The organism is uncultured Senegalimassilia sp. (assembly GCF_934632265.1).
In the GTDB taxonomy this organism is placed as follows: domain Bacteria; phylum Actinomycetota; class Coriobacteriia; order Coriobacteriales; family Eggerthellaceae; genus Senegalimassilia.
The window spans coordinates 1-23464 of sequence record NZ_CAKTYH010000017.1; the positions used below are offsets into that span (position 1 = coordinate 1).

The 23464-nt window shown below is 64.4% G+C and carries 19 protein-coding genes; 8 read left to right on the forward strand and 11 right to left on the reverse strand.

Translation table 11 applies throughout. The features are described from left to right. The 5 genes from Q0H50_RS02485 to Q0H50_RS02505 all read left to right on the forward strand — a co-directional run. A partial coding sequence (locus Q0H50_RS02485; protein ID WP_294419015.1) for a sensor histidine kinase occupies positions 1–1328 on the forward strand: 1328 nt, incomplete at its 5' end. Positions 1329–1393: 65 nt separating this feature from the next. Beyond that, positions 1394–2035, forward strand: coding sequence for a response regulator transcription factor (locus tag Q0H50_RS02490; RefSeq protein ID WP_294419017.1), 642 nt, complete (start codon positions 1394–1396; stop codon positions 2033–2035). Positions 2036–2337: 302 nt separating this feature from the next. Next, a complete protein-coding gene (locus Q0H50_RS02495; RefSeq protein ID WP_294166472.1) occupies positions 2338–3069 on the forward strand; it encodes a DUF4428 domain-containing protein in 732 nt (243 codons plus the stop codon). A 106-nt stretch (positions 3070–3175) separates the two neighbouring features. After that, a complete protein-coding gene (locus Q0H50_RS02500; RefSeq protein WP_294419020.1) occupies positions 3176–3988 on the forward strand; it encodes a hypothetical protein in 813 nt (270 codons plus the stop codon). Between the two features lie 252 nt (positions 3989–4240). Further along, positions 4241–5773 (forward strand): MDR family MFS transporter, encoded by a 1533-nt coding sequence (locus Q0H50_RS02505; protein WP_294419023.1) that lies wholly within the window; start codon positions 4241–4243, stop codon positions 5771–5773. A 399-nt stretch (positions 5774–6172) separates the two neighbouring features. Here the strand turns inward: Q0H50_RS02505 and Q0H50_RS02510 are convergent, their stop codons facing one another. Together Q0H50_RS02510 and Q0H50_RS02515 are read right to left on the reverse strand one after the other, a co-directional pair. Then, positions 6173–7396: an LL-diaminopimelate aminotransferase gene (locus Q0H50_RS02510; RefSeq protein ID WP_294419026.1), complete on the reverse strand. Its 1224-nt coding sequence runs from the start codon at positions 7394–7396 to the stop codon at positions 6173–6175. A 336-nt stretch (positions 7397–7732) separates the two neighbouring features. Continuing rightward, on the reverse strand, positions 7733–8362 hold the full coding sequence (locus Q0H50_RS02515) for a flavodoxin family protein (RefSeq protein WP_294419028.1): 630 nt from the start codon (positions 8360–8362) through the stop codon (positions 7733–7735). Positions 8363–8533: 171 nt separating this feature from the next. On the opposite strand from Q0H50_RS02515, the gene Q0H50_RS02520 reads away from it, so the two are divergent. Beyond that, a complete protein-coding gene (locus Q0H50_RS02520; RefSeq protein ID WP_294419029.1) occupies positions 8534–11047 on the forward strand; it encodes an excinuclease ABC subunit UvrA in 2514 nt (837 codons plus the stop codon). Positions 11048–11051: 4 nt separating this feature from the next. Here the strand turns inward: Q0H50_RS02520 and Q0H50_RS02525 are convergent, their stop codons facing one another. Beyond that, positions 11052–12146 carry an SLC13 family permease gene (locus tag Q0H50_RS02525; RefSeq protein WP_294419031.1) on the reverse strand — a complete coding sequence of 365 codons (1095 nt, stop codon included), beginning with the start codon at positions 12144–12146 and terminating at the stop codon, positions 11052–11054. Between the two features lie 219 nt (positions 12147–12365). On the opposite strand from Q0H50_RS02525, the gene Q0H50_RS02530 reads away from it, so the two are divergent. Then, positions 12366–13634, forward strand: a complete 1269-nt coding sequence (locus tag Q0H50_RS02530) for an MFS transporter (RefSeq protein ID WP_294419034.1) — start codon at positions 12366–12368, stop codon at positions 13632–13634. Between the two features lie 13 nt (positions 13635–13647). On the opposite strand, the gene Q0H50_RS02535 is transcribed toward Q0H50_RS02530, so the two are convergent. The 5 genes from Q0H50_RS02535 to Q0H50_RS02555 all read right to left on the reverse strand — a co-directional run bounded on the left by Q0H50_RS02535 (position 13648) and on the right by Q0H50_RS02555 (position 19106). After that, on the reverse strand, positions 13648–14916 hold the full coding sequence (locus tag Q0H50_RS02535) for a C39 family peptidase (protein ID WP_294419035.1): 1269 nt from the start codon (positions 14914–14916) through the stop codon (positions 13648–13650). Positions 14917–15219: 303 nt separating this feature from the next. Then, positions 15220–15660 (reverse strand): PaaI family thioesterase, encoded by a 441-nt coding sequence (locus Q0H50_RS02540; RefSeq protein WP_294419037.1) that lies wholly within the window; start codon positions 15658–15660, stop codon positions 15220–15222. 278 nt (positions 15661–15938) lie between these two features. Then, positions 15939–16358 (reverse strand): PaaI family thioesterase, encoded by a 420-nt coding sequence (locus Q0H50_RS02545; RefSeq protein ID WP_294419041.1) that lies wholly within the window; start codon positions 16356–16358, stop codon positions 15939–15941. 46 nt (positions 16359–16404) lie between these two features. Then, on the reverse strand, positions 16405–17901 hold the full coding sequence (locus Q0H50_RS02550) for a lysylphosphatidylglycerol synthase transmembrane domain-containing protein (RefSeq protein ID WP_294419042.1): 1497 nt from the start codon (positions 17899–17901) through the stop codon (positions 16405–16407). 8 nt (positions 17902–17909) lie between these two features. After that, a complete protein-coding gene (locus Q0H50_RS02555; protein ID WP_294419043.1) occupies positions 17910–19106 on the reverse strand; it encodes an ATP-grasp domain-containing protein in 1197 nt (398 codons plus the stop codon). Positions 19107–19220: 114 nt separating this feature from the next. On the opposite strand from Q0H50_RS02555, the gene Q0H50_RS02560 reads away from it, so the two are divergent. Continuing rightward, positions 19221–19784, forward strand: coding sequence for a CrcB family protein (locus Q0H50_RS02560; protein ID WP_294419044.1), 564 nt, complete (start codon positions 19221–19223; stop codon positions 19782–19784). Positions 19785–19875: 91 nt separating this feature from the next. Here the strand turns inward: Q0H50_RS02560 and Q0H50_RS02565 are convergent, their stop codons facing one another. From Q0H50_RS02565 to Q0H50_RS02575, 3 genes are all read right to left on the reverse strand, one after another. Further along, positions 19876–20775, reverse strand: a complete 900-nt coding sequence (locus Q0H50_RS02565; protein WP_294419047.1) for a J domain-containing protein — start codon at positions 20773–20775, stop codon at positions 19876–19878. Positions 20776–21086: 311 nt separating this feature from the next. Further along, positions 21087–22730 carry a bifunctional phosphoribosylaminoimidazolecarboxamide formyltransferase/IMP cyclohydrolase gene (purH, locus tag Q0H50_RS02570; RefSeq protein ID WP_294419049.1) on the reverse strand — a complete coding sequence of 548 codons (1644 nt, stop codon included), beginning with the start codon at positions 22728–22730 and terminating at the stop codon, positions 21087–21089. A 114-nt stretch (positions 22731–22844) separates the two neighbouring features. Then, positions 22845–23464 (reverse strand): XdhC family protein (locus Q0H50_RS02575; RefSeq protein WP_294419051.1); only part of this gene is annotated, 620 nt, incomplete at its 5' end.

The window sequence follows — 23464 nt, forward strand, 5'->3', positions numbered from 1 at the left end:
AAAACGCCCGCCCGATATCGGCGGCCACCGTGTACGAGGCGCTGCTGGTGGTGCATCTGTACCTGGCAACCGCCACCATGCTGTCGGCATACGCCAACCACGGCACCCTGCTGCTGCACCTGCGCGTAACGGCGCTGCCCTTAAGCGTGCTGCTCTGGTTCAACCTGGCATTGGCGGTTGTGGGCCTGGCGCTTGCCATCCGCTACCGCAAACCGGTCATGACCTGGGAGATCGCCCTGTTCGCCCTGTGCTCGCCGCCCGTCATCGACGCCGCCGGCGCCTTCGCACCGTACCTGTTCATAGCCGACGCCGCGTTCCTGACGTTCCGCGTGAGCGCCGGATTGATCTTGGACATCCGGCGGTTCCGCAACAGCATCACGCAGCTTTCCGCCATCGAGGCCATCGACCGCCTGCCCGAGGGCCTTGCCATGGCCGAGCGGGGCGGGCGCGTGCTGTACATGAACGACGCCATGCGGTGGTGCCTCATGGAGCTCGGCTTCGCCACCGACTTATCCGACGTCAGCATGCTATGGGAAAACCTGTGCGAAATCGCGGAACGCGGCGCCGCGCCCATAAACGACGTGCTGCCCGAAGGCGTGCGCATCCAGGTCGGGGAAGGCGACGTGCGCCTGTTCAAGCGCGACACCGCCGAGGTTAACGGCAAGACCTACCGCCGCCTGACGGCCATCGACGTCACGGAGGAGGAACGCCTCAACGTCACCATCGCACGCACGAACGACCTGCTTGAGCAGGCGAACCTCGAGTTGGAGGAATCGCTTGCGGGCGTCCGCGAGGTCGCGCGCAACGAGGCAATGCTGCACATGAAGGCGCGCGTGCACGACACCATCGGCCAGCGTCTTTCCATCCTGCACCGCTATCTTGAGGACGGCAGCAGCAACCCTGAGGCGCTCGACCAGGTCACGGACCTGGTGCGCAGCATGATGGAGGACCTTACGCGCGCCGACGACGAGCAATCGCCCACCGAGCTGACGTCCATCGTGCACGCCTTCGAGCTGGTGGGAGTGCGCATCGAGCAGATCGGCAGCCTTCCCGAGGCGCCCGCCGCGGCCGAGGCGTTCGTCACCATCTGCCGCGAGGCCGCCACCAACGCCGTCAAGCACGGGCAGGCCCACAACGTGCGCATCGCCTTCGGGGAAAGCGACAGGTCGTACACGCTGCGTGTAACCAACGATGGCCTTGCGGGTCCCAGCGATTTCCGCGAGGGAACGGGGCTTCCCAGCATGTGCGAGGCCGTTGGCGCGGTCGGCGGCACCTGCCAGGTGACGGCCACCCAGCCTTTCACGCTAGAAGCGGTGGTTCCACGGTAGAATAGAGGGCATCGCCGCTGTTCCGGCGATATGCAAGGACCGCCTTCTACGCCCAGGGGGACGCCATGATCGACATGGTCATCGCCGAAGATCAAGCCATGCTGCGCGATTCGCTCGCGTGCGCCATCGACATGCAGGACGACATGCACGTCGTGGCGGCCATCGCCGATGCGGCCGACGCCCTTTCCGCGGTCGAGAAGCACCACGCAAACCTAGCGCTTTTGGACGTGTGCACGGAAAACGATTCCAGCGGCATCGTGGCGGCTGCCGCCATCAAGCAGGCGCACCCCGACGTGCGCGTGGTCATCATGACGGGCATGCCCGAGATCACGTTCGTCGAACAGGCTCGCGCCGCCGGCGTGGACAGCTTCGTGTACAAAAATGTGGGAACGGCCGAGCTCATCGCCGTCATCCGCTCCACCATGGAGGGCTATTCCACGTTTCCCCGCCCTCAATCCAACGCGCTTTCCGGCGCAGCGGCACTCACGCAAACCGAGATCGACATCCTGCGCCTGGTGTGCGAGACCAAAACGCGCAAGGAGATCGCGCAGGAGCTGTACCTGTCCGAAGGCACCGTGAAGCGCCACATCTCCGAAATCCTGGCGAAAACCGGCTACGACAACATCCTGCGCCTTGCCGTGCACGCGGTTTCCAGCGGCCTGATCATCCCCGGCATGGGCCGCACCGGCGAGCAATCCGAGGAGTAGGGCGCATAACTGCAGCCCTTCGGGGCCTTGCATGTAGTCGGGCACGCCCCGACTTCTGTACGTCTCTTCCGGTCATTTACGCGAAATACCTGGCGCATCGCCCAACCCTGCCTTTCGCTGCTTTCGCGCGCCTCTTCCTGCGCACCAGCTCAGAACCTCCAACCCATACCGCATGCCTTCGCGGCAACCTGGGCCGTTCGGTTCGCTTTTGCTCCCCTTTTCGAGCCGCGGGGCGCTTCTTCGCCTTCCTCGCTTCTGCCATTATCAAGGCACGGAGTTGGAGACGATGAAAGGGGCGCGACATGGGGCTGTTCGGAAAGATGTTCGAAAAGAAAACCTGCAGCATCTGCGGCGGCGAGATCGGGCTTCTGGGCAATCGCAAGCTTGAGGACGGCAACCTGTGCAAGGAGTGCGCGGGAAAGCTGTCGCCGTTCTTCAGCGACCGACGCGCAAGCACCGTCGAGCAGATCGCCGAGCAGCTTGAGTATCGCGAGGCCAACCGCCAGAAGGTGGCGGAGCTCAACGTCACGCGCACGCTCGGCTGCGACATGAAGGTGATGCTCGACGAGGACGCAAAGCGCTTCATCGTCACGCGCAATTCCCGTTGGCGCGACGCAAACCCCGACGTTATGGACTTCTCCCAGGTCACGGGCTGTGACACTGAGATTCGCGAAACCCGCAGCGAGCTCACCTGGAAAGACGATGAGGGTCATTCGCAAAGCTACGACCCGCCGCGCTACGACATCGACTACGACGTGTACGTCACCATCCACGTGAACTCGCCGTACTTCAACGAGATCACGTTCAAGGTCAACGATTACCGCATCGAGGAGCGCAATTCCGTGGAATATCGCGAGGCGGAGCGTCAGGCGCAGCAGATCCGCGAGGCACTCACGCAGCTGCGCGAAACCGTCCGCGAGCAGGCAGCAGCGGCCGCGGCGCCGAAAACCGCGCAAACCTGCCCGTTCTGCGGCGCCACCACCGTCCCCGACGCGCAAGGTCGCTGCGAGTACTGCGGCGGCGCGATGGGATAAGCGCCTGCCGGTTCGATTCGCGGCAAGCGCGTGACCAGGGCACACGCCTTCGGCAAGGGACCGAAGGTTCGCCATAGGAGCATCAAATAGAAAGGGAGTGAGGGACATGAAGAGGAAGCTATTGGTATGCGCGTTGGTAGCATGCGCGATGACGCTGTGCTTGGCACTGACCGGCTGCGGCGGTGGCGGCGCGACCAACGACAAGGACGCGAAGGAAGCGTTCATCGGCTCGTGGAAGCTGGCGGGCATGGTGTCCGACGGCGAAGAGGCCACCGCTGAGGACATCGCCATGCTCGACGCGTTCGGCATGAGCGTGGGCCTGAACGTCAACGAGGACGGCACCTGCGCGCTCATCATGTTCGGCGAGCCCCTTGACGGCACGTGGGAGGCCAAGAGCGCCACGGAGGCCAAGTTCACCATCGACGGCAGCCCCATCACCGCAACCATCACCGACGGTAAGCTGCAGATGACCGACGACGGCTACGCCATGACGTTCGAGCGCGGCGAGGTCAAGACCGACGGCAACGCCGGCGATGCGAAGGCAGCAACCACCACCGAGAAGAGCACCGTTGCCGTTGACAAGATGCTCGTCGATGACGAGAACTGCACCATCACCGTGCTGAACAAGAAGCAGGATTGGCTCGACGACTGCGGCTACACCTTCAAGGTTGAGAACAAGACCGCCGACAAGACTATCCTGTTCATGGCCGAGTACGGCACCTTCAGCGTCGACGGCCAGATGGTCGACTTCACCCTGACCGAGACCGTCAAGCCCGGCATGTTCGCCGAGACCTTCGGTTACTTCGACAGCACCAAGATCACCGACATTGAAGCGATGAAGAACGTCGCCGGTACCATCAGCGTGATGGACAACGACACCTACGACACCGTTGCCAGCTATCCGATCGAGATTGCCTAGCACCACGCGCAACGCGACCGAAGCGCCTCCCCCACGGGAGGCGCTTTTCGTTTCTCCACAATTTCAACGCTTACGAAACGGCTGCGGTTTCTGCTAGGCTAAAGGCAATTAGTGGTAGTCAGTAGCGCCCTTAAGCGGGGGCTGCAAAGGATGAAAGCTTCCTTTGCAGCCCCCGCTTTTTGTTTTGCCCGGGCTCTTTTGCGCCCGGTCAGGTGCTGCGCAAAAGTCGGAAAGGAATATACGGAAAACACTATGCAAGGTTTTGATCCCCATAAGGCGCACGTTGAGGTTGCGCACCCCTACCTGACCATGATGGGCCTGTATCTGGGCGGTTTCACGGGCATGTTCAGCGAGACGTCGCTCAATATCGCGCTGCCGCAGCTGACCGAGGCGTTCGGCGTCGACGTTGCCGTGATGCAGTGGATGGTCGTCGGATATATGCTGGTCATCGGCATCGTGCTGCCCTTCGCCAGCCTGCTTATGAAGTGGTTCAGCGTACGCAAGCTCACGCTATTCGCGCTTGGCGCGTTCTTCGTCGGCTCGCTGATCAGCGGGTTCGCCCCCAGCTTCGAGTTGATGCTGGCGGGCCGCCTGGTGCAAGGCGTGGGCACGGGCCTGGTCCTGCCCATGATGTTCGCCGTGGTGCTTGAGGTGTTCCCGCCGGTGAAGATCGGCGCCGCCATGGGCCTGACGGCGCTCATCATCATGTTCGCCCCCGCCATCGGTCCTACCCTCTCGGGCATCATTCTGGGAGTGCTGAGCTGGCGCTTCATCTTCTTCACCTTCGCCGTGGTACTGGCCGTGGCCATGGTGTTCGCAGCGAAGTTCCTGGTGAACCCCTACGAGCTGACGCGCCCGCGCGTCGATGCGGTCTCGTGCGTGCTGTCGTGCCTGGGATTCGGCGGCGTGGTGTTGGGCGCCGGGCTTGCCAGCCTGTACGGATGGACCAGCGTCGAGGTGGTGTCCGCGCTGGTCATCGGCGTGGTCTGCATTGCCGCGTACGTGTATCGCCAGCTGCACATGGAGATTCCCGTGCTGGATGTGCGCGTGTTCTGCCAGCAGGGCTACCACGTGGGCGTGACGCTGGTGATGCTGAACTTCGGCATCACGCTGTCGGCCATGTACCTGTTGCCGCAGTACATCCAAAGCGGCATGCTGCTGCCCGTCGCCATGGCCGGCATGCTCATGCTGCCCGGCGGCGTGGTGAACTGCATCGTGTCCATGATCGCCGGCGGCCTATACGACCGCATCGGCGCCCGCATCCCGGCGCGCGCGGGCTTCGCCCTGTCCATCGTGGGCACCGTGATGTTCCTATTCGCGACGCCCGAAACGCCGATCGCGTATGTGATCTGCGCTCATGTGATCTTGATGATCGGCGTGCCGCTGGCCATGTCGCCGAGCCAGACGAGCGCCCTGAACTCGCTGCCGCACCGCATGAACGCGGACGGCTCCACCATGATGAACACCCTGCAGCAGGTGCTCGGCGCCATTGCCACCGCCGTCGCCACCAGCCTGCTGGGCATGGGCCAGGCGGCAAGCGCGGAAGGCGGCGCGGTCGCGTTCACCAACGGCGTACACTGGGGCTTCACGTTCACCCTGGTGCTTGCGATTGCCGCGCTGGCGGTATCGATGCTGCTGAAGAAGCGCAGCTACGCCGGCGATGATGCGCCCGCAGGCGACAATGCGCCGGCAAGCGCCCCGCAGGCCGAGAGCGCAACGGCCGCCGCCAAGGGATGCCAACAGAAGCCGAGGAAACCCGTAGAGGCTGTTGCTGAAATCCACTAGCAAAACCCGAGGGCGCTCCAAAGGCCGGTGCCGAGAGCTGCTGGCAAACGGAATCGAAAGCCCACGCGACTCCGGCGTCCCCGCGTGGGCTGGTAACACAAATGCCGGAGAGGATGCCGGCAAGAGAAGTCAGCTGTCGATGCAAATAGTTCTCCTACGTTGCTTATTCCCCATCTGGTGTGTTTCTTGCAGCAAATGATGACCGGTTTACTCACTGTGCAGAAAATGCACAGTTTTAGGCCTGTTTTCACGGCAGCAGCTTACGATGCACCGCTCGGTCACCGTCTTACACCGGTTAACTGATGCCGTCAATCACGTTTGCGTATACGAAAGAAGGGGGCCACAGGCCCCCTTCTTCGCAACTCCGCATGATGCGTCAACGGGCAACAGCCCGCTACCCTACTCCGCCATGAGTTTCTGGATGCGCTCCATGGCCTCGACCGTGGCGTCGGCATCGCCGAAGGCGGTCAGGCGCACGTAGCCCTCGCCCGAGGGGCCGAAGCCCGCACCCGGCGTGGTGATAATGTTCGCCTCAGTCAGCAGCTTGTCGAAGAACTCCCAGCTGCCCATGCCCTCAGGCGTCTTGCACCAGATATATGGGCTGTTCACCGCGCCGTACACGGTGAACCCGGCGGCCTCGAGGCCCTCCTTGATCACGCGCGCGTTGTTGCGGTAGTACGCAAGCGTCTCCTCGATCTGGCGCTCGCCTTCCTCGGTGTAGATGGCAGCGGCACCGCGCTGGATGATGTAGCTGGCGCCGTTGAACTTCGTGCACTGGCGGCGGTTCCACATGGCGTTGAAGCTCTGGCCGTCGCGGACCAGCTCCTTGGGCACCACGGTGTAGCCGCAGCGCGCGCCGGTGAAGCCCGCCGTCTTGGAGAACGAGCGGAACTCGATGGCGCAGGTCTTGGCGCCTTCCACCTCGTAGATGGAATGCGGCACGCCCTCTTCGGTGATGAAACGCTCGTAAGCGGCATCGAACATGATGATGGCGTCGTTGGCGTTAGCGTAATCGACCCACACCTTCAGCTGCTCGGCGTTGAGCACCGTGCCGGTGGGGTTGTTCGGGCTGCATAGGTAGATGACATCCGCGCGGCCCTCGGGCAGCCCCGGGCAAAAGCCGTTCTCGGCGGTGGTGGGCATGTACACGATGTTCGTCCAGCGCTCTGCCGCCTCGTCGTAGTCGCCCGCGCGACCAGCCATGGCGTTGGAGTCCACGTACACGGGATACACCGGGTCGCACACGGCCACCACATTGTCGATGTCCAGGATATCGCCGATATTGCCGCAGTCGGACTTGGCGCCGTCGGAGATGAAGATCTCGTCATCGGCGATGTCGACGCCGAGCGCGTGGAAGTCGCGCTTGGCGATGGCGGCGCGCAGGAAATCGTAGCCCTGCTCGGGGCCGTAGCCGTGGAAGGTTTCAGGCTTCGCCATGTCCTCGACGGCGGCGTGCATGGCCTCGATGACAGCCGGGACCAGCGGGCGCGTGACGTCGCCGATACCCATCTTGATGAGCTTCGCCTCGGGATGCGCCTCGGAATACGCGGCGGTACGGCGGGCGATCTCGGAGAACAGATAGCTGCCGGGAAGTTTCTGGTAATTCGGGTTGACCTTAGCCACGAAGGGCCTCCTTGCACGTTCGGTTTCCGCAAGCGGCGGCGCAACCGCGACCGCCGCAGTTTTCATACGGGCCCATTCTGCGGCGGATTTCCCCGAGATTCCCGAAATGTAACGTAGAGGTTCCCGGATTTAACACGGAAGAGCCGGCACAAAGCCGGCGCTTCACGAATGCGTCAAATTGCAACCCGGGAGCCGCCCGTGCTAGCGGATGCGGTTCATCATCTGGTCGCACGAGCTGCGGATGCGGTTCGCAATCCAGCCGCCCGAGTTAGCACTTGTGGTTCGCAATCTGGCGGCCCGAGCTAGCGGACGCAGCTCGCAACCTAGCAGCACGAACTAGCGGATGTAGTTCGTCATCTGGCCGCGCTCGGCGACGGGGACGTCGATGCCCGCAGTCTTCCCGGCCTCGATGCACTTGAGCAGCCAGGCCATGTTATGCCCGATGTTGCGCATGGTCTGCAGGCCTTCGGCATCCTGCGCGGCCTCGCCCGGCAGGCGCCCGTGCACGTTGTTCCAGTACGTGGACGACACGACGGGCATCTCGGCGAAGGTGAGGTACTTGTTCAGCACGTCGAACGACGCCGTGGTGCCGCCGCGGCGCGCAACGGCCACCGCCGCGCCGGGCTTATGGCGAAACGCCGCGCTGCCTGCGTAGAATGCTCGGTCGAGCGCGCACAGGATGCGGCCGGAGGGGTGCGCGTAGTACACCGGCGTGCCGAAGACGAAGCCGTCGGCCTGCGCCGCCTTGGCGATCAGCTCGTTGACCACGTCGTCGGCGATGACGCACTTCCCGCCCAGCTCGGAGCACTTGCCGCAGCTAAGGCAATCGTTGACGGGCCTGTTGCCCAGCCACATGGTTTCCGTCTCGACGCCGTGCCCCTCAAGCGCGGCGGCAACCTCGGCGAGCGCGACCGACGTGTTGCCCTCCTGCCGCGAGCTGCCGTTGACCAGCAAAACCTTGCTCATAGGAATATCCTCTCGTCTGGATGACCCGGTAGATGTCAACCCCATTGTACAAGCGCCAACCGCCGCCAACCAAACAAGCACATCCCAGACACTTCGGGGACGTAGCGCCCGGTCCCCGGGCTCGCTTTATAATGGAGGGCAACCACGCACCGTCGCCTGAAAGGCATCGCCATGAACCATCTGTCTGCCCGCCACACCAGCATCGCGCCTGCCAGCCCTTCGCATATCGAGGTGCGCGGGGCGCGCGTGCATAACCTGCGGAACGTGAGCGTCGACATCCCGTTGGGCCAGTTGGTGGGCGTGTGCGGCGTGTCGGGCAGCGGGAAAAGCTCGCTGGCGCTGGGCGTTTTGTACGCGGAAGGCTCGCGACGCTACCTGGAGGCGCTGTCCACGTACACGCGCCGCCGCATGGGGCAGGCCGCGCGCGCCGACGTCGACGAGGTGCGCTATGTCCCCGCCGCGCTGGCGCTACACCAGCGCCCAGTCGTTCCCGGCGTGCGCAGCACGTTCGGCACCATGTCCGAGCTGCTGAATAGCCTGCGCCTGCTGTTCAGCCGCGTGGGCAGCCACCCGTGCCCGCACTGCGGCACCTTCGCCCCGCCTTCCATGTCAGTGGCAGCCGAACAGCCGATCACGTGCACGACCTGCGGAAAGACCTTCTTCGGCCCCGGCGCCGAAGAACTTGCGTTCAACAGCGGCGGCGCCTGCCCCACGTGCGGCGGCACCGGCACCGTGCGGCGCGTGAACGAGGCAGCGCTGGTCCCCGACGAGAGCAAAACCATCAACGAGGGCGCGGTGCTTCCCTGGGGAAGCCTGATGTGGGACCTCATGAAGCAGGTATGCGGCGAGATGGGCGTGCGCCTTGACGTGCCGTTTTCCCAGCTCACGCCCGAGGAACGCGACATCGTCTTCCACGGCCCCGCCGAGAAAAAGCACATCCTGTACAAGGCGAAGAAGGGCGACAACTTCGCCGAGCTCGACTTCACCTACTACAACGCCGTCTACACCGTGGAGAACGCGCTGGCGAAGGCGAAGGACGAGAAGGGCCTGGCGCGCGTGGCCCGCTTCCTGACCGAAGGGCCGTGCCCGAATTGCGAGGGCACGCGCCTGTCGGCGGCGGCGCGCGGGCCGATCGTGCGCGGGATAAACCTGGCGAAGGCGTGCGAGATGACGCTCGACGAGGCTGTGACCTGGGTAGACGGCGTTCCGGAAACGCTGGCCGAGGACCTGCGCCCCATGGCGGTCTCCATCTGCGAATCGTTCCAGCATACGGCGCGGCGGCTGCTTGAGCTGGGCCTGGGTTACCTCTCGCTCGACCGCGCGGGCTCCACGCTGTCCACCGGCGAACGCCAGCGCGTGCAGCTGGCGCGCGCGGTGCGCAACCGCACCACCGGCGTGCTCTACGTGCTGGACGAGCCCTCGATCGGCCTACACCCCGCCAACATCGACGGCCTGCTAGGCGTCATGCGCGACCTGTTGGCCGACGGAAACTCGGTGGTGATGGTTGATCACGACACGCGCATTCTGGCCGCAGCCGACTACCTGGTGGAGATGGGCCCGGAAGCCGGAGCCGGCGGCGGGCACGTAGTCGCCTGCGGAACGCCAGCCGAGCTGCAGGCCGATGACCGCTCGCTGATCGGGCGGTACTTGCCAGTGGCCGCAGATCCCATGGCGAACGTGCGCCCGCGCTGCCCGGAGGGGCAGCTGTTCGAGCGCGGCACCATCCACTTGGAAACCAACGCGCTGCATACCGTGCACGCGCTGTCGGTCGACCTACCCGTTAACCGGTTAACAGCGGTCACCGGCGTGTCGGGAAGCGGCAAGACCACGCTCGTGCTCGAGGAGCTGATTCCAGCCCTGAACAGCGCGAACGCGAGCGAAACGCTGCCCGCCAGCGTACGCGGGATCGACCCCGCCGGCATCCTCCGCGCACAGCTCATCGACGCAACGCCCATCGGCGCGAACGTTCGCTCGACCGTCGCCACCTACTGCGGGGTGCTCGACGACCTGCGCCGCGCCTTCGCCCGCACCGACACGGCGAAGGCCGGGGGCCTGAAGGCAGGCGCGTTCTCCTACAACACCGGCAAGCTGCGCTGCCCCACCTGCGACGGCACCGGCCAGGTGTCGCTCGACGTGCAATTCCTTCCCGATGTGGACGTCCCCTGCCCCGATTGCCGCGGCCGCCGCTACAGCGGCGACGCCGATGCCATCACCTGGAATGGCCACACGCTCGCGCAGCTCATGGCCATGAGCATCGACGAGGCGCTTGACGCGTGCGCCAGCCTGAAGAAGGCGCACGCCATGCTGCAAACGCTGCATGACCTGGGGCTTGGCTACCTTACGCTCGGCGAGGCCACGCCGGCGCTCTCCGGCGGCGAGGCGCAACGCCTGAAGCTGGCCAGCGAAATGGGCAAAGCCCAGGACGGGGCGCTGTTCGTGTTCGACGAGCCCACCATCGGCCTGCACCCGCGCGACGTGCGCACGCTGCTCAACGTGTTCCAGCACCTGGTCGAGCAAGGCGCCACCGTGGTTGTCATCGAGCACGACCTGGACTTCATCCGCAACGCCGACTACGTGGTGGACATGGGCCCGGGCGGTGGCCAAGCGGGCGGACGCGTGGTAGCGCACGGAACCCCAGCGCAAATCGCCCAAAACCCCGCAAGCCTGACGGGCTGCTATTTATAAGCCCCTACGCCGCCCCCAAAACCACGGCAAGCGCGAGCAACACCGCCAAGAACGCAACGTTCCATGCGGTGAACTCAAGCAGGTAGCGCCCGCGGATGCCGGGGCGGCCCACCATGACCGCCTTGAACGTGATGAGGCTTGCCATGGATGCGATAAGCGTGCCCAAACCTCCCAAGTTCGTGCCCACGATCAGCGCCTCCCACTGGTCGGTGAACCCCGAAAGCAGCACTGCGGCCGGCACGTTGCTGATAACCTGGCTGCCCCCTACCGCCGCGAGCAGCGCGTTTCCGCCAACCGCCGCAGAAAGCGCCTCATGCAGCACCGGGACGCGGCCCATATTCCCCACGAACACGAACAGGGCCGCAAAAGTGGCCAACAGCCCCCAGTCGACGCGCCGCAGCAGGCTTGCATCGGAAAGAGAGACACCCACCAGCACCAACGCCAGCAAAACGCGAACATCCAGCACGCCCGGCACCGCAGCCAAGCAGCACGCGAACAGCGCGCCATACACCGTCAACCGCTTACGCGTGCGGGCAGAGAAACCGGCGAACGTATCGACGTCGCCGGCGCCGCGCACTTCCTCGCCCCGAAAGCACAGCGCGCACGCAAGTGCCAACAGCAAGCCCGATGCAGCCGTATACGGCCCCATGAGCTGCAGAAACTCCCCGACGCTCATGCCCGAGGCCGTGAAGAGGTACAGGTTTTGCGGGTTGCCAACGGGTGTGAACATACTGCCCAGGTTCGCCGCGATGGTCATGAGCGTGGCCACCAGGCATACGCGGCCCTCCATGCCCGCGCGGCGCAAAACCACCAAAGCCAGCGGCACGAACGTAATGAGCGCAACATCGTTGGTCACCGCCATGCTGGCGAAGAACGCAAGCCCGACCAACACGCCTGCCACGGCGCGCTGCGTTCGGGCGCGCGCAACCAGCCACGCCCCCGCGGCATCCAAAACGCCAAGCGAACGGAACCCCGCCACCACCGCCATCAGGCAGAACAGCAGAGCCAGCGTATGCCAATCAACATATGCGGCATATCCGGCATCGGGCGGAACAAGAGCGCGCGATGCCACGGCCGCCGCAACAGCAACGACCAGCACGGTCTCGCGCGCCGCAAAAGCCCGAATCGCACGCACAACCGACCGAATCGATATGTTTCCGATTTCAATCACGAGGTAAAAGGGTAACACGCTATCCCATCCGCCGCATTATCGCGATTCCGTCAGCTTTTCGCCGATTGAAACATGACCCCGTTATGCTAGATAACCGTACGCGCAAAACGCGGTACGGCAATACCCTTCCGAAGGTGGTTCCGAAGCATGTTATTCGCCAAGATCAAGCAGCATTATGAAGCCGTGGTGGCCGTATGCTGCTTCCTGATATTGTTCACGAACGTGGGCTTGCCCTCCACGTCGTTTTCCGTGTATCAGCCCTACCTGGTCGATTTGCCGGGCGTCGGGCATTCGGGCGGGTCGATCATCGTGTCGGTGCGCACATTCGTGTCGCTTCTGGCCATGCTCGTGGTCGGACGCTACTACGACCTGGTCGATTGCCGCATCGGCGCGTTCCTGGCAACGCTGTGCGTCAGCGCCGGGTTCGCGCTGTACTCGCTAGCCGGCAGCAACTTCGGCATGCTGTGCGGCGCTTCGGCGCTGACGGGCCTGGGCTACGGCTTCGGCGGCATGATCGCCTCGACCATGCTGATCAACCGTTGGTTCCGGGCAAACGTGGCCACCGTGGCCGGCGTCGCCGCAGTGGGCTCGGGCGTGGCCGCCATCGTCATCCCGAACGCGGCGGTCGCGCTCATCAGCGCCTTCGATCTGCAAACCGCGTTCAGGGCGGAAGCGGCGCTGGCCCTGGTCATCGGCGTGACGGTGTTCGCCCTGCTGCGAAACGACCCGCGCGACATGGGCCTTACCCCTTACGAGGGAAGCCCGAAAGCGGTGAAGCGCGAGCAGAAGAAAAGCGCACAGCAGCTTGAGCGCGCAAGGAAGCGCCACGTCAACCGCGACCTTTCCCCGCGCACCATGCCGCTGCTGTTCCTGGCCATGATCATCATCGGCTGCGTGTCGGTGGGCGGCGGCAACTACCTGGCCGTGCTGTTCACCTCCGAGGGCTTCTCCGCCGAGCATGCCGCCACGCTCGTGGCCGTCAACGGCGCGTGCTTGACGGTGGCGAAGCTGGTCAGCGGCATGGCGTTCGACCGCTTCGGCACCAAGCGCGGGTCGGCGGTGTTCTTCGCCCTGTACATCGCCGGCACGGCGGTGCTGTGCCTGTCGGATATGGGCAACACCGGGCTTGCCGGGCTGGGCGTTCTCATGTTCGGCATCGGCATGTCGCTAGGCACCGTGGGCATTTCGGTGTGGTCGATCGAGCTGGCGCCGCGCGGCAAGGAAACGCGCACCATCAAGAACTTCCAAGTGTGCTACGCGCTGGGCGGGTTCATCTTCACGTTTCTGCCGGGCTTTTTGACCGAGGCGTTCGGCACCTACCTAGTGTCGTACGCAGCACTGCTGGCCATGCTGGTGGTGGCCGCCATCATCGTGATCGGCGTCTACACCGCTACCGACAAACGCGCGATTGCGTAAAGCGGCGAACCGTTTACGCAATCGCCAGCGCCATGGAGCCGCATTGCTTGTAGAGGTACTTGAACCAGTCGTAGTTGACGGTCACATAGCCCTGCGTGGGGTCCATGATGCACGCCCGGTGACCCTCCACGCCCAGCAGCACCACGCAATGCTCCAGGTCATAGAACGAATTCGCCTCCAGGGGCTGGTCGAAGCACGGGTCCTCGAAGTCGAGCGTGGTCCACACGAGCACCGGGGTTCCAGACGACGCCTTGCTAGCAAGCTCGTCGAAATCGGTGCCGGTGAGGTTGGCGAAACGCTCGCTTGCGCCCTCTTCCTCCAGGTATGCGTTGCCCGCCGCCATGATGGCAGGCGGCATGCCCTCGCCCGCCCAATAAGGATCGCCCCAGAACGCCGAAGCGTAATCGTCGCCATCCACGTCGAAGGGCAGCTGGTTCGCCACAATGGAATCGGGATCGGCATCGTGACCCATGGCCTGCAGCACCGCAGCGAGCGAATAAATCTCGCACCCTGCCGGCATGCTGGGATACTGGAACAGCTCAGGAACGCTCGCGCTCGTGCCGCTAAGGCTATTGAAACCGACCATTTGCATGACATTTGCGCGGTCGGCGCCGTTAAGGGCTTCTTGACCCATCGCCCCTAGAGCGTATCGGCGATGGCTAGAGAACCCCTCGGCATCGCCAGGGCGCATGCCGGGAGCAACGGATTCCGCGGCCTCGGCCTCCTGAGACTGCTGCTCCTGCTGCGCCTCTGCCGAGTCGTCGGCGCCGTACGCCGTCTCCAGCGTTTGGGATTCCAGCGCTTCCTGCGCAATGTCCTGATCGCCGCCGCTGTTTGCACCGGCGTGACCATGCGTTGCCAGAATGCCGACGACCACCAATGCGGCCGCGACAACAGTTACGGCCGCCATCAGCGAACGCCTGCGCACAGACCAGCTGTCACCGCCGATCACCGCCCCGCCGTCACTGATGAACGCACCGTTGTGCGCGACGCGGGAAACCCCCGCGCTGCGTCGCGCACCGCCACGGGAGCGAGCGGCATGCGGAACCGTCACGCGCGCGTGACGGGCCGAGGAACGCGAGGCCGCGGCGCGATCGCGCTCAGCGAAGTCGTCGGCCTGTTCGCAAGTTGCGCTGTGCTCGCCAAGCATCTCGAGCGGAACGGCGAACAACGCCGCTTCGGCAGCATCCCCATGCGGACGATGCCCGGCGGCCATCATGCGCGCATGACGTTCTTGCGGCATCTCCTGCTTATCAAAGCGAGTTTCGATAGGTTCTCCCATCACGTTCTTCCTAGAATTGAGCGCACGTAAAAGCGCACGGATCACGTTCGTTTTGAACATGATACTGACCGCAGCTGAAGCCTTTCTGAAAAGCCAAAACCTTGCTGCAGTTTAGCCACAATTGGGGAACAGAAAGTTCACAATAGCAAACTAGATGAGGTTTGCGCCTTCGCTCGCTCTCGAAAACCATCGCCTACATGAGCCGCAAAGCGACAAAACAGCGACAGCCATCAGCGCAAAACCGCGCCGAGCACCTCCGAAACAGCTCGCGTACAACCCCCGAAAGCTGCGTCAACAGGCTTCTTACTCGAGCTTCTGCTTAACGCCCACGTCCTCGGGCCGGATGTCGCGCACGATGTGCATGGTGACGGTGGCGGTCAGGCGCACGTTGCCCTGCTCGTCCACGATACGCACGTCGGCGATGGAGCTCGTGCGCCCCGTGCGCACGTCGCGCGCCTCGACGAACACGTGCTCGCCCAGCATAACGCCCCTGATGAAATGCACATCGCAGGTTTGCGTGACCACGTACTTGCCCAGCGTCCAGGGCGCCGCACACCCGCAAACGTCCACCAGGCTCATAAGGTAGCCGCCGAACGCGTTGCCGAAGAAGTTGCAGGCCTTCTCGGGCACGACGACCGAGTTGCGCACGAAACCCTCTTCCATAACCTCGGGCTCAAGGTTGCCGAGCCACTGGCGATTCGTCTCGTACATCTCCAGCAAGCTCTCGCGCACAAACGCTTCCATGGGCAGCTTCCTCTCTTCAACCATCACCGCAAACTGCCCGAATTGCCAACGGAATCCAAACGCACCGCCAAGCAAATCCAAGCGCCACAAACACCGTTTCCTCGAAATAGGGCAGAAACCGGCCAAACAAGTCAAACCAACCGAACCGGGGGCAAGAACGCAGACGCACAAACTGCCCGCATGCGCCCCCAAAGCAAAATCCAGACACTTAATGCTACGTCCCCGAATCGTCCGGCCCGAAGCGCGACACTTTGGAGACGTAGGATTATGTGTCCGGGTTAGCGTTGTTCACGCTGGCGGTTCTTTTCGGCGAAGTGCTCTTTGGTGACGATCTTGGTGATGAAGGTGCCTTCGGAGACCACGTCGCCGGCGTCGTCCTTGGCCACCACGTGCCAGAACTGCTTGCGACCGCCGTAGCTGGGATCCTCGTGCTCAAGGTCGGCGAAACCGTGCAAAATGCCGGATTTGCCCGGCTTCTTGTGGCGAATGTCGGACTCCAAGCCGAACGGCAGCTCCTTGTCGAAATCGGTGCGCATCTCGGCGCCGCGGCTTGCGCACGACTCCAGCAGCGCAAGCGTGGCGCCGCCATGCAAAAAGCCGTGCGGCTGGTAAATCTCCTCGGAAATGGGCATGGACATCTCGATATGCTCGGGAGTGACCACGTCGTAGGTGATGTGCAGGGTATCCAGAAGGGTCATGAAAACCTCCGAAAACGAAGGGGCCGCGAAAACCGCGGCCCGCAGCCTATTGTTTATCCGTTTCAGTATACGTTGGCGAACCCGGACCTTCCCCGGGCAAATCCCCCGACGTGACCGAAGGCGAAACCTCGGGCAGATCGGCGGCCCAATCGGCAGCGCGCTCATGCGTTACGCCATCCGCGCTCGCTGGCCGCACTGCATCCAGCGGCACCGTCACGCCAGCGCGCTCGAATCCGGCGCTCTCCGCAAAAGGCACCGTTTGAGCGGCTGGGGCAGGCATGTGCGCTTCCGCAAAAGACACCGTTTGGGCCGCGCTCGCCGCAACAGCGCCGCCCGGTGCGGCCCCGCTAGCTTCCGGCGGCACCCCACCCGCGGCCTGCTGCCCACCATGCGCCGCATGCGCATCCGCCATGCGCGAGCGCAGCGCGGCCGCACGCTTGAAGTGCACCGCGTCGGCGTGCGCCTCTTCCTGCAGGCGCGCCGCAGTAGCAGCAGTGCCGGCAACGGCGCCCATATCCTGGTCGTACGCCGCCTGCTTTACGTCGCCCTTGAACGCCTTCGTGGTGTTGATCAGCACGGCGCCGCTGATGAACGGCATCCAAAACACGATGCCGCGGTACACCAGGCCGATGGCCGTGCCCGCCGCCGCCGACTCGCCGAAGCTGGTGAATGCCACCACAACGGCCGCCTCGACCACGCCCACGCCCTGCGGCGTGACCGAGATCATGGCGAACAGCGTTGCCACCACGTAACCGCACACCAGCGCCGGCGCCGTATCGACGCCGAACCCGATGCCCACCAGCGCAAAGCACGAAAGCTCGCACAAGCTGGCGATCAGCGAGCACCCGTACGCCTGAAGCGTAGGTTTGGGGCTATGGCCGATCATGCCGGCGGCCTCGGAAAACGCCTGCGCGATGCGCTCGGCCCACGGCTCGAGCGGCTTTTTGCGCACGCGCCCGACCACCTTGCGGCTCATACGCTCGACAGGCCGCAAAAGACGCATAAGCGAATCGGGCTTTTTGTGCGCCAGGATAAGCAGCGCCACCATGGTTCCCACCAGGCACAACACCACCATGCCCATAAGGAACCACACAGGCGACAGCCCCACCGTGACCGCCAGGAACACAAAAGCGCACACCATGAGCGTGGAGAACGCGCCGTCGATGGTAATCTGCATAAGCAGCGCCGCACCCGTGGCCTTGCCGGCGGGGATGCCGCGCCGTCGCGCGTCGTCGACCACCAACGTGGTGCCCGCCAGGTTCATGGACGGCGCGATGGTGTTCATGAAAAACGTGCCGAAGACCAGCGGCAACGTTGATTTCGGCTCCATGCGCTCGCCCACGGCGGCGAAGCTGCGCGAATAGGCGAAGCTTTGCGCGAAGTACTTCCCCAGCTGCGTGAGGATGGCCGCGACCAGCGGCAGGGGGCTTCCCTGCTTCATGGTCTCGCCCAGCTCCACCAGCTGGTCGCCGCGCAAAAACACCACCGCAAGCACGATGATGAGCACCACGCCCATGAAAAGGTTCTTGACGTTGAATTTCATGCAGCCGCCTAACGTTGATCCGCGGCGTCGTCGCAGCTCAGGAACTCGCGCAAATCGGTGTGCATCAGGAAATCGAGTTCGGCCTTGCCACGTTCGTCAAGGTCGGTTTCCACGAACAGGAAACCGTAGCAGCCGAACGTGGGCACGTCGAACTCGCGCAGCTCCAAAACCCTATCGAAGCGCTCGGAGAACGCCGGATAATCGAATTCCTCGGTTCCCGTCACGCCCTCCGGCGGATTGAGCAGCGACATGGTATACACATGGTCGCCCGCATAGGCGAACGCCGCATCGTCATCAGGCAGCGTGTCGGTCAAAAACGCCTCATACGTGCGAAAACCGTAGGCATGCTGAGCAACATCGGTGCCGCCCAGGCCGGCGAATCGCAAGGGGTTGAACTCGATGGGACGAATGCCGCCGCCCTGCTCGTCCACGCGAACCTCCACATGCACCGGGAAGTTCCGCGCTCCCACCAGGGCGTTCACGCGCGAAAGCCACTCCTCGAAGGCAGGTGCCTTTTCGCGCACGATGGCCGCCGACGTAGTGTACATGCGGTCGGACGTGTCATCGGGACCGGCGAAATCGTGGCGCAGCACGTTGAGCACATGCGCCGCACCCTGTTCGTCGAAGAACGCGTCAAGGGCATACTCCTGCCCCGTGATGAACTGCTCCAGGATGAAATCGTTACCGGCAACCACGCTGTCGGGGTACATGTCCGCCCAAGCAGCCGCGTTCGACGCGAAATCAGCCAGCGCCTCATCCCAATCGGCACGGCAGCGCACCATATGCACGCCCATGCTGCAGAACCCGCGCGCAGGCTTCACCACGAACGGCATATGCGGCTCAAGCTCGGAGAAGTCCAGTTTTCCCAGCTCATCAGCCGTACATGCGCGGAAGAAGAAGCCCTCGTCCATCTGCGCCAGAAGCTCGCGCATGGCAACCTTGTCCTTGAACACGGTGATGGCGTGCGTAAGGCCGGGGTTATCCGCATGCGAGCAGATCCACTCGAGCGTATTTTCGGAGTTGGTATACACGCGCTCGCCCGCGGAAAGGCGCGAGGCGGCTTCAGCCTCATCGACCAGGTGCAACGCCCGCCCGGACGCAAAAGCCGTGCGCTCGGAGAACGCATTGCGAAGCACAGGGTGTTGCGAAGATTCGAGCCATTCCAGCAACTGCGGCGAAGCATACGGTTCGTCAAGGATGACCATGGCAACCCCCTTCTCTAGCGGCCAACGCAAACGCGGCCCTCTAAGCATAATAAGGAAGTATACCCCCATGGGCACACCACCGCACCACCGCGGGAAAGCCCTCACGCAAAGAGTATGCCGCAAGCCCACCCCTTGCAAGCGGCGGTATACTGCTGCCTGCAAACTCGATTCGGACAGGGGGGCATCAGTGCACGGCAATATCCCAGATGCGGTGGACCATGCGCTGCGCAGCCCCCGCTCCTTGGCACCGTTAGTGCTGCTCATGGGCTTTTGGGCGCCACGGCGCGTTATGCCCTGGAGATGCTTCTGCCCGCGCAGTGCGGCTTCCCCGTCGCCACGCTTGCGGTGAACATATTCGGTTGTTTCACGTTGGAGATCGTCAATCAATTCGTCGCGCGCCGGACGAACCTGCCGGCACCATTGGTGAAGTCGATGGGCATCGGGCTCATCGGGGCGTTCACCCCCATCGCCGCGCTTTCCACCGAGAACCTGGCGCTTCTGCAGCAGGGGCGTTACGGGATGTTCGCGCTGTATCTAGGCATCACCGTGTTCGCCACGTTTGGGGCAGCCTACGCGGGAAAGCGCCTGGCCGACGCCGTGGGCCCACGCTATAGTGATCATCACCAGGTCACGGCTTCGTCGGCAGATTCCCCGCAAAACGGGGGCGATGCGCGATGAGCCCGCTGACGTTGATCATGGTGGGCCTGGGCGGAGCGGCCAGCGCACTGGGCTTCGCCCTGGCGCGCGCAGTCTTGGGAAGCTAGCTTCCCTACAACCCCACCTTCGCCGCTTGGTAGGTGCGGATGCGGTCGCGGAGGTTCTGCACGTCGAACAGCACCGACACCAAAAACGCCACGGTGAGCGGAGCGCCTACGAAGCCGTTACGCGGCGCCAGCATGAAGATGAGCGGCGCGCCGAAGATCATGATGGGCACCAGCAGCATGACCAGCAGGCTGCCCATGCGCTTGTACAGGCCGTAGATGATGGACGCCATCACGTACAGGAACAGGCCCGTTGCCGAGGAGCCGGCGATGGAGAGCACCGCAAGCGCCACCACCTTGGCGGCGACCATGAGCGCCTCGTCGCGCAGGCCCTTCTTCGCGCGGGCGAACACCTCTTCGCCGGTCTGCTGCTGCGCGCGTGCGGCACGGAACGGCGCGAACGGGTCGAAGGGGTCGTATTCCACGGTGAAGCCGCCGAACGGCCATTCGGCGCCACCGGTGCGCTGACCTGCGCCGTTCTGTCCCGAACCCGGGCGCTGCGATCCCGCGGCACCGCTGAAGATGTCGTCCCAGCTGGTCCACACGTACGTGGTCTGGCCCTGGGCCCCTTCGCCGAACGGCCAGCCGGCGAACGGGTCGAACGGGTTGCCCTGACCGGACGCGCCGCCCTGCCCCGCCGAGCCCGTCGGGTGCGCATAAGGGTTGCCCGCGTACGGGCGCGGGTCGCGGCGCGGATCGAACTCGGGCGACCAGCTGCGGTTGATCAGCACGTCGCGCGCTTCGTTGATCTGCTTGGTAAGCTCCTCGGCCTCGGCGTGCTCCTTCGAGTCCAGGGGGAACTTGTCGGGATGATGGGCGATGACGAGCTTGCGATGAGCCCTCTTGATCTCATCGTCGCTAGCCCCATCGGCCAAGCCCAGTATTTTGAGTGCTTCTGATTTCTTCATAACGCCGACTATACGGGACGATGCCCGCCGCACAACCGCAACGCCGGGGATGTCACGCATTCGTCAGAAAAAACCGGCGCGAAAACCGCACCGAACCACCGAAATCAGCGCATAAAGAAAGCGGCCCGCCGAAAAGGCGGACCGCTCGCAGGTTTCGCCCCCCGCGCCCCTCGGGCGTAGCGGACGCAAACGATGCCGGCGACGCGGGCGGTGCGGGCGCATCGCCCCCGCCCGGCGGGGCGGCGCAAGCGCACCCGCCAACGCGGGCGCGCTACGCGGCGCAAACCCGCCCCGCTCGCCAGCTTCGCGAACTAGTGGCGGAAGTGGCGATGGCCGGTGAACACCATGGCGATGCCGTGCTCGTTGCACGCCTGGATGGACTCCTCGTCGCGCACGGAGCCGCCGGGCTGGATGATGGCAGTGATGCCCCACTCGGCCAGCGTGTCAACGGTGTCGCGGAACGGGAAGAACGCGTCGGACGCGCACACCAGGCCCTTGGGCTCCACGCCCATGCGCTCGCACGCCTCATGGGCGCGCTTGCAGGCCAGAAGCGCGCTGTCCACGCGGTTGGGCTGGCCCGGGCCCATGCCGATGCCGGCGTGGTCGCGCGACACCAGGATGGCGTTGGACTTCACGCCCTTGCACACGCGCCATGCGAACATGAGCTCGTGCATCTCGGCGTCCGTGGGCTTGCGATCGGTGGGAACGGTGAAGGTTGCCGGATCCTCGGAGACGTGGTCGACGTCCTGCACCAGCACGCCGCCGTCGACGGAACGGACCTCGACGGCAGCCGGGGCGTCGATGCCGCCGGTGCGCAGCACGCGCAGGTTCTTCTTCTGCTGCAGAAGCTCAAGCGCAGCGGACTCGAACTCGGGGGCGATGAGCACCTCGACGAACTGCTTGTTCTCGTTGATGTGCTCGACCATCTCCAGCGTGACCTGGCGGTTCGCCGCGATGATGCCGCCGAAGGCGCTCTTCGGGTCGCAGGCGAAGGCCTTGTCGTAGGCCTCGGTGATGGTCTCGGCCGTGGCGGAGCCGCAGGGGTTCTGGTGCTTCAGGATGATGACCGCCGGCTCGTCGAGCTCGCGCACGAGCGACCAGCACGCGTCGGTGTCCAGGATGTTGTTGTAGGACAGCTCCTTGCCGTTGAGCTGCTGGGCGTTGACCAGGCTGTGCTCATGGGCGAACTCGTCCACGCGGTAGAAGACGGCCTGCTGATGCGGGTTCTCGCCGTAGCGCAGGTCCTGCTGCTTCTGCATGTACAGGGCGCACTCGGGCGGGAACTCGCCCTGGGCCTCGACGCCCTCTTCGCAACCGCAGCCGCAGCCCTCGCCGTGCTCGTGCGGATGCGCGGCCTGGACCTGGTCGAACAGGAAGTCGGCGATGGCGCCGTCGTAGGCGTTGGTGGTTTCGAACACCTCAAGGGCCAGCTCCATGCGGGTCTCGCGCGTGGTGGCGCCGCCGTTGGCGCGCATCTCGGCGAGGATGCCCTCATAGGTTTCGGGGTCGGTGACCACGGTGACGCTCTCGAAGTTCTTCGCGGCGCTGCGCAGCATGGAGGGGCCGCCGATGTCGATGTTCTCGATGCAGGTGCCGAAGTCCGCGCCGGACTCGACCGTCTTCTCGAACGCATACAGGTTCACGACCACCATGTCGATCATCTGGATGCCGTGCTCGGCCGCCTCGGCCATGTGCTTTGCGTTGTCGCGCTTGGCCAGCAGGCCGCCGTGCACCATGGGATGCAGGGTCTTCACGCGACCGTCCATCATCTCGGGGAACTTCGTCACCTCGTCGATGGGCGTGACCGGCACGCCGGCCTCCGCGATGACGCGGGCGGTGCCGCCCGTGGAGATGATCTCCGCGCCGAATTCGTCATGCAGCGCGCGGGCGAACTCGACGACGCCCGTCTTGTCCGTCACCGAGATGAGTACGCGCTTGACCTTCGGATCTGCCACTTGCTCTCTCCTTACCTTGAACCGTTCCTTGTAAGTCCGTTCCTTATCGCAAAGCGGGGCTTTGCGCCGAAGCGCTGCCCGCAAAATGCCTGTTTCGGGGTTGCCCGCCGGGCCCTAACGGCCCAGGCTTTCCTCGTGGCGCGCCCGCGCCTCGGGGCTGTAGCGCTGCGTATATCGTACATCGACCAGCTCCGCCACGATGGAAATAGCCAATTCCGCCGGGGTTTTGGCGCCGAATTTCAGGCCGATGGGCCGCTTGATGCGTTCCCAATCCTCCTCGGAGGCGCCGCGGGCCAGCACCAGGTCGTGCACGGTGGAGTTCTTCCCCTTGCAGCCCATCATACCAACGTAATGCACGTTGTGCTTGACGGCCCACACGCAGCCCTCGGGGTCGAACATGTGGCCGCGCGTGAGCACGCACACGTAGTCGTCGGGCGCGGGGGTGAGCTTGTCCAGCTCGTCGAAGTTGCCGCCGTCGAGCAGCACGCGCGTAGCGTCGGGGAAGCGCTCTGGCGAGAGGTACGCCGGGTCGTAGTCGACCGCGGTGACGGCAAAGCCCACGTGCGCGGCCAGGGCGCTCACCTCGGCCGCGGCGTCGGAGGCGCCGAGCAGCCACACGCGCACCTGATCGAACAGCGGCACGGAAAGCCAGGTCAGGCCATCGAACTGCTCGTTGTGCATGCCGGGGCCGCGCGTGATGTCCTTCATCTGGAACACATCGCGCGGGCTAGGCG

What these genes read in the sequence shown, in the direction of transcription:
- Q0H50_RS02535 (WP_294419035.1), bottom strand. Translation starts at nt 14,916, where the DNA reads ATGGGAGAACCTATCGAAACTCGCTTTGATAAGCAGGAGATGCCGCAA.
- Q0H50_RS02555 (WP_294419043.1), bottom strand. Translation starts at nt 19,106, where the DNA reads ATGGTCATCCTTGACGAACCGTATGCTTCGCCGCAGTTGCTGGAATGG.
- Q0H50_RS02520 (WP_294419029.1), top strand. Translation starts at nt 8,534, where the DNA reads ATGAACCATCTGTCTGCCCGCCACACCAGCATCGCGCCTGCCAGCCCT.
- Q0H50_RS02545 (WP_294419041.1), bottom strand. Translation starts at nt 16,358, where the DNA reads ATGACCCTTCTGGATACCCTGCACATCACCTACGACGTGGTCACTCCC.
- Q0H50_RS02560 (WP_294419044.1), top strand. Translation starts at nt 19,221, where the DNA reads ATGCCGCAAGCCCACCCCTTGCAAGCGGCGGTATACTGCTGCCTGCAA.
- Q0H50_RS02500 (WP_294419020.1), top strand. Translation starts at nt 3,176, where the DNA reads ATGAAGAGGAAGCTATTGGTATGCGCGTTGGTAGCATGCGCGATGACG.
- Q0H50_RS02495 (WP_294166472.1), top strand. Translation starts at nt 2,338, where the DNA reads ATGGGGCTGTTCGGAAAGATGTTCGAAAAGAAAACCTGCAGCATCTGC.
- Q0H50_RS02530 (WP_294419034.1), top strand. Translation starts at nt 12,366, where the DNA reads ATGTTATTCGCCAAGATCAAGCAGCATTATGAAGCCGTGGTGGCCGTA.
- Q0H50_RS02540 (WP_294419037.1), bottom strand. Translation starts at nt 15,660, where the DNA reads ATGGAAGCGTTTGTGCGCGAGAGCTTGCTGGAGATGTACGAGACGAAT.
- Q0H50_RS02505 (WP_294419023.1), top strand. Translation starts at nt 4,241, where the DNA reads ATGCAAGGTTTTGATCCCCATAAGGCGCACGTTGAGGTTGCGCACCCC.
- Q0H50_RS02490 (WP_294419017.1), top strand. Translation starts at nt 1,394, where the DNA reads ATGATCGACATGGTCATCGCCGAAGATCAAGCCATGCTGCGCGATTCG.
- Q0H50_RS02565 (WP_294419047.1), bottom strand. Translation starts at nt 20,775, where the DNA reads ATGAAGAAATCAGAAGCACTCAAAATACTGGGCTTGGCCGATGGGGCT.
- Q0H50_RS02550 (WP_294419042.1), bottom strand. Translation starts at nt 17,901, where the DNA reads ATGAAATTCAACGTCAAGAACCTTTTCATGGGCGTGGTGCTCATCATC.
- Q0H50_RS02515 (WP_294419028.1), bottom strand. Translation starts at nt 8,362, where the DNA reads ATGAGCAAGGTTTTGCTGGTCAACGGCAGCTCGCGGCAGGAGGGCAAC.